Source organism: Streptomyces palmae (assembly GCF_004684805.1).
GTDB classification, from domain to species: domain Bacteria; phylum Actinomycetota; class Actinomycetes; order Streptomycetales; family Streptomycetaceae; genus Streptomyces; species Streptomyces palmae.
This window is the reverse complement of the sequence record NZ_SRID01000420.1, coordinates 1-5,679: the sequence shown is the minus strand read 5'-3', so window position 1 is coordinate 5,679 and position 5,679 is coordinate 1. Positions and strand designations below refer to the sequence as shown.

The following is a 5,679-nucleotide window of genomic DNA, read 5'->3' as shown; positions in this document are numbered from 1 at the left end:
TCTCCCCCCCCCCCCCCGGGGGTTCGTCGGGAAGGTGGCCCCAAGCCCGGACTTCGTCTGGGGGGACCCGAGCGTCTCTTTGGGTGCGGTGTGTTGTCGGGTGCGGAGGTAGGGGGCTGGTCGCGCAGTTCCTCCCCCAGACTTCGTCCGGGGGACCCCCAGCGCCCCTGAGGGCGCGGGGGGTGGCTGGATCGGGTGGGAATCAGGTGGGGTCGACGCCGTGGCTGCGGAGCCAGGTCAGGGGGTCGATCGCCGAGCCGCCGCCGGGGCGCACCTCGAAGTGCAGGTGCGGGCCGGTGGAGTTGCCCGTGTTGCCGGAGTACGCGATCACATCGCCGGCCTTCACCGAACCGGACCGGATCCGGGTGCTGCTCAGATGGCAGTACCAGGTCTGGGTGCCGTCCGGGGAGGTGACTATCGCCATGTTGCCGTAGGCGCTGTTGAACTTGGTGGTCACGGTGCCGTCGGTGGCCGCCATCACCGGCGTGCCCTCGTCCACCGGGAAGTCGATGCCGGTGTGCACCGACATCCAGTTGAGGCCCGCCTGCCCGAACGTGGCGCTCAGACCGTGCTGGCTGACCGGGAGCGCGAACTTGGGGCGCAGGGCCTCCTTGCGCCGCGCCTCCTCGATCTTGCGCTTCCGCTCGGCCTCCTGGCGCGCCTTGAGGTCGATGCGTTCCTGGGTGCGGCTGGCCCGGTTGGCGAAGTCGTCCGCCCGGTCCGAGAGTCCGGCGAGCTGGGTGTCCAGCTTGCGGTTGGCGACCGAGGCCTTGACCGCGCCGGTGTCCGGGGCGGCCTGGTTGGTGGAGTTGTCCTGCTTGCCGTCGTTCCCCATGCCGACCGCGGCCGCCGCGACGGCCGTCACGCCCATGATGGCCACCGAGGGCACCGCCACGGTCAGCAGCGCCGAGCGCTTCGGGCGGGAGGCACCGGTGCGGCGGCGGGCACGCGCCCCGTCCTCGCGGGAGCCGCCGCCCCCGCCGACCGCCGCGCCGACCAGGACCGGTTCCTTGTCGTGGTCGTCGGCGGTGTCCGTGTCCGTGTCCGTGTCGGCATCGTCGACGCCGGGGGTCTCGCCGGGGCCGGGCTCGGCGGCCGCGTACGGCAGGTCGAGGTCGTCCAGGTCCGGGGTGCGGTCCGCGTCCTCCGCGCTGGGCGCGGGGTCCGGGTCGGGCGACCGCTGCTCGTACACCGAGTCGCCGGTGGCCCAGGCGGTGGTGTCCCAGGTCTGCGTCAGACCGGTGTCCACGCCCTCGGTCCGCTGTGCGGTGGAGCCCTGCCAGGACGTGTCCTCGGCCCACTGGCGGGTGTCCCACTCGGCCGGCGCGTCCCATCGGCCGACGCTGTCCCACTGGCCGGTGGCCTCGGTGGTCTGCTGGGCGGGGATGCTGACGCCGGGCTGCCGGGCCGGATCGCCCCACAGGCCGCTGGTGTCGTAGCCGCCGGTGTCCGTGCCGCCGTCGCCGTAGCCGGAGGTGGTGAAGGAACCGGTGTCCTGGAGGCCGGACTGCTGGGCGAACCCGAGGTCCCACTGCCCGGAATCGGCGTAGGAGGCCGTCCCGTGCAGGCCGGTCTCGTGGCTACCGGTCTCGAACTGGCCGGTCGGGAACTGGCCGGTTTCGAACTGGCCGGTCGGGTACGCGCCGGTCTCGAACTGGCCCGTCCCGTAGGCGTCGACCGTGAACTGGCCGGTCCCGGAGGAGTTCATCCCGCTGTAGGCGCCGTCCGCGTAGGAGGCGGTGGTGGCGTACTGCCCGGTGTCGAACTCTCCGGCGAAGCCCCCGGCCTGGGCGGTGCCCCCGCCCGGATAACCGAACCCGTACTGGCCGGTGTCCTGGGAACCGTAGCCGCCGTACAGCGGGTTGTCCTCGCCGTAGGCCGTGCCGAGTCCGCTGAAGGTGCCGGTGGAGTAGCCGTCGTACCCGGCATGACTCTGCGAAGCGCCCTGCTGCTCGCCGGCCTCACCGTAGTACGGGGAGTGGGAGGCGTCGGGAGCGTGGTCGGTCGGGGACTGAGGACCCGACGGGTGACGGTCGTTCACCACCAACTTCTCTTTCGCCTCGGCAGCAGGAGAATTAGCGGCGACTGTACCCGGCGGTATGCGACAGCGACAATCTTCGGCAAGGCTCCAGGGGCGCGGGAAGAGGTATTTGGTCGCGTTTCGGCGTTCTGCGCGCCGTTCCTTGGTCGAGTGTTCGATTGCTGTTCGGTAAATGATCGGCCGGATCAGGCAACCGAAGCGGCGCCTGAGGCGTCTGCCCCGCCGCGCCTCGCGCCCTTTCCGCTCTTCGCGCCCCCGGTGATTCCCGCGCTCTTCGCGCCCGGCGTGTCCCCTGCCGTGTTCGCGCGGTCCGCGTCCGGCACCGCCTCCGTGCCGTCCGTCCCGCTCACGCCCAGGGCCTCGCAGACGCCGGCGGCGGTCGCCCGGTGCAGGGGGAGCGCGAGATGCCCGACCCCCTTCACCCGCACATTGCGCACCAGGAGATCGGGGTGGTCGATACGTGCCATCTCGGCCGGTGAGACCGCCTCGTCCGCATCGCTCCAGAAGCTCACGAAGCGGGTGCGGCAGCCCGGTGCGGGCTGCCGCAACTCCTGGATCACCGCGGATCCCGGCCGCATCTGGCGCACGATCGGGTGCGGCGAGAAGGCCGGGGCCATGCGCGTGCCGCCGTGCGGGGTGCCGAGCGTGACCAGGGTGCGCACCCGTCTGTCGCCGCCCAGCCGCTGTACGTAGTAGCGGGCGATCAGGCCGCCCAGGCTGTGCCCCACCAGATCCACCCGGTCATGACCGGTGCGCCGGCAGGCCCTCTCGACGCGCTCGCCGAGCAGGGCGGCGGCGGCCGGGATGTCGCAGGTGAACGGTGAGTAGTTGATCCCCTCCACCTGGCGTCGAGCGGAGTGCCGCAGCGAGCGGCGCAGCAGGACGAACACCGAACGATTGTCGATGAACCCGTGCAGGAGGAGCACCGGCGGCTGCGGCGCGCTCCCGCCGTCCGGCTCCTGGACGCCCTCGTCCACCGCGAGCTCCTCGCAGGGATGCTCCTCCACCAGGCCCGTGGGGTAGAGCAGGAGGTGTCCGGCCAGCACAGCGGCGTCCACCGCGGTGGCCCGGATCAGCGCACTCGACGATCGGAGTGGCTGGACCAGGGAGAACGGAAAGGGCAAGGTCTTCATGACCGACCTCCCGAACGATGCGCGGGAAAGCGGCTCTGCTCCGCGGGGTGGAGGTGGGCTCGGCCCGGCGTGGCCCTGAGATGAGGGTCCCCTGTGGAACTGTCCCGAGGGGGCGTGTCCCGCGTTCCGTCCCGGAACGGACATGCCCTCTTGTGTGATTTCCCCCTCGCTGCCGCCCCGAAACTGCTGTGTACGGGAAGTTGGAGATAACGTTCGTTCACCGCTTACGGCCGGTTACGGCTGTCGTGCACGGAGGCATGGAGGGCAGTGATGGGAGTAACTGGTCCGATCCGCGTGGTGGTGGCCAAGCCGGGGCTCGACGGCCACGATCGGGGGGCCAAGGTCATCGCACGGGCATTGCGCGATGCCGGTATGGAGGTCATCTACACCGGACTCCACCAGACGCCCGAGCAGATCGTGGACACCGCGATCCAGGAGGACGCCGACGCGATCGGGATGTCGATCCTTTCCGGGGCGCATATGACGCTCTTCGCGAAGGTGCTGGAGCTGCTCAAGGAGCGCGAGGCCGAGGACATCAAGGTCTTCGGTGGCGGCATCATCCCGGAGGATGACATTCCGCTGCTCAAGGAGCAGGGCGTCGCGGAGATCTTCACCCCGGGCGCGACCACCACCTCCATCGTGGAGTGGGTGCGGGCGAACGTGCGCCCGGTAGCGGCCTGACCGACCGAGAACCCACCCGGACCTGCCACCCCGACACCGCGGGGTGGCAGGTCCGGGTCGTTGACGCGGTGGGATCCCGAGCCGGGACCACCGCGCGGGGGGCCTGTCAGCTCCGATAGCGCCCCGCCACCGCCGCGAAGGCGGCCTTGGGCTCCCATTCCATGTCGGGGTAGGTCCGGCCCTTGCGCCCCTCGAGGAGTTTGACGATGCCCAGGCCGGCCCGGTCCAGGTCGTCCCTGGGGTCGCCGTCCGGGCGGTGCGGATAGCCGGGCAGGGCGAACAGGAACACGAACGCGCTGTCCACACCCTCGGTCTCGAAGATCTCCAGCAGCTCGCTCAGATACGCGGCCTGGCCGGCCTCGTCGCGCTCGTATGTGCCGTTCAGCCGTACCGGGACCTTGGTCTCCGGGTCGTACTCGACCACTTCCAGCACCCGCCCACCGCGGTCTCCGGCGCCGCGGTAGGCCGCGGTGCCGAACCCGGTGATGGCGAGCGGCTTCGGGCCTTGGGCCAGGGTGCGCACCGCCTCCCGGAACCGGTCGGCGACCTCGGCGGAGCGGATCAGCTCGAACGTCGCGAAGTCGAAGGGCTCCCAGTCGACCTGCTCGAACTGGATGGACGCGTAGGTGAGCTTGCCCTGGAAGCGCTCGCGGACCGCGGCCGCGGCCTCGCGGAGGAACGCGTTGACGCGTACGCCCAGCTCGCGCATTGCCTCGGCCCGCCGCTCGGGTCGGCTCATCAGCTGCTCGACCCGCTCCTCGGGGCTGTCTCCGGGCAGGAACCCGTGGTTCATCACGCTGAGTTCGACCCCTGCGACGAACATGACCGCGGCCCCCTGCCGCCGGAGCCGTTCCGCTCGCTCGGCGCAGTCGCGGAAGAGCGCGAGGATCCGGTCCGGATCCAGCTCCAGCGGGTAGGGCGAGAACCAGACCTCCAGGCCGAGCTCGGCGGCGGCGCCGGCGGCCAGCTCCAGTCGGTCCGGGTCGCCACCGATGATCTGGACCGCGTTGCAGTGCAGGTCGTCGCGGATGATGGCGAGTTCGCGCCGGACCACCGCGGGGTCGAAGTGCTCGCGGGACGTCTGGCCGTGCACGACGAACCCGGTGTCGTAGGTCATTCCCCTGGCTCGCATGGTGATGTCCTCGCTCTCGGTCGGGGCGGCCGAGACTGGCAGGAAAGTTGCGCGCACGCAATTTTGCGTGCGCGCAGCTTGTGTGGAACGCTGACACCGTGACGACACCACCACCAGCAGGGCTGCGGGAGCGGAAGAAGCAGGCCACGCGTGAGGCGCTGCGCGAGGCGGCCCTGCGCCTGGCCGTGGAGCGCGGACCGGAGCAGGTGCGGGTCGAGGACATCGCCGAGGCGGCCGGGGTCTCGCCGCGCACCTACAACAACTACTTCGCCAGCCGCGAGCAGGCGATCGTCTCCGCTGTGACGGCGGACCGGGAGGCGCGGATCGCGGCGGCGGTCGCGGCCCGGCCCGCGGGAACGCGCCTGGCCGACGCCGTCACCGAAGCAGTGGTCGAGCAGTACACGACCACGGGTGAGCGCGGCCCCGAGTCGCTGCTGCTGATCATCACCCGGCCCGCGCTGCGCGAGGCGTTCCTCGACACCACCGCCGGCATCGAGCCCCCTCTCACGGCGGTGATCGCGGAACGTCTGGGCGATGCGGAGCGTCTGGGTAACGCCGAGCGTCTAGGGGGCGCCGAGCGTCTGGGTGGCGCTGGAGCGCAGACCGCGCGTGTTCTCGCGGCAAGCGTGGCCGCGGCGGTTCGGATCGCGTTGGAGGGATGGCTCCGGCCGGCCGGGGACGCGGGGGCCGCG

The 5,679-nt window shown here is 71.4% G+C and carries 5 protein-coding genes; 2 read left to right on the top strand and 3 right to left on the bottom strand.

Annotation, left to right across the window (positions count from 1 at the left end; genetic code table 11):
• Positions 1-202 precede the first annotated feature (202 nt).
• Complete coding sequence (locus E4099_RS28205) at positions 203-2,041, bottom strand: M23 family metallopeptidase (protein ID WP_135341955.1); 1,839 nt, start codon at positions 2,039-2,041, stop codon at positions 203-205.
• Between the two features lie 185 nt (positions 2,042-2,226).
• Positions 2,227-3,174 carry a lipase family alpha/beta hydrolase gene (locus tag E4099_RS28200; RefSeq protein ID WP_135341954.1) on the bottom strand — a complete coding sequence of 316 codons (948 nt, stop codon included), beginning with the start codon at positions 3,172-3,174 and terminating at the stop codon, positions 2,227-2,229.
• 270 nt (positions 3,175-3,444) lie between these two features.
• On the opposite strand from E4099_RS28200, the gene icmB reads away from it, so the two are divergent.
• Positions 3,445-3,855, top strand: a complete 411-nt coding sequence (gene icmB, locus E4099_RS28195) for a coenzyme B12-dependent isobutyryl CoA mutase small subunit (protein WP_135341953.1) — start codon at positions 3,445-3,447, stop codon at positions 3,853-3,855.
• 106 nt (positions 3,856-3,961) lie between these two features.
• Here the strand turns inward: icmB and E4099_RS28190 are convergent, their stop codons facing one another.
• On the bottom strand, positions 3,962-4,972 hold the full coding sequence (locus tag E4099_RS28190; protein WP_135341956.1) for a glycoside hydrolase family 113 protein: 1,011 nt from the start codon (positions 4,970-4,972) through the stop codon (positions 3,962-3,964).
• Positions 4,973-5,085: 113 nt separating this feature from the next.
• Between E4099_RS28190 and E4099_RS28185 the strand changes: the two genes are divergently transcribed.
• A partial coding sequence (locus E4099_RS28185) for a TetR/AcrR family transcriptional regulator (protein ID WP_135341952.1) occupies positions 5,086-5,679 on the top strand: 594 nt, incomplete at its 3' end.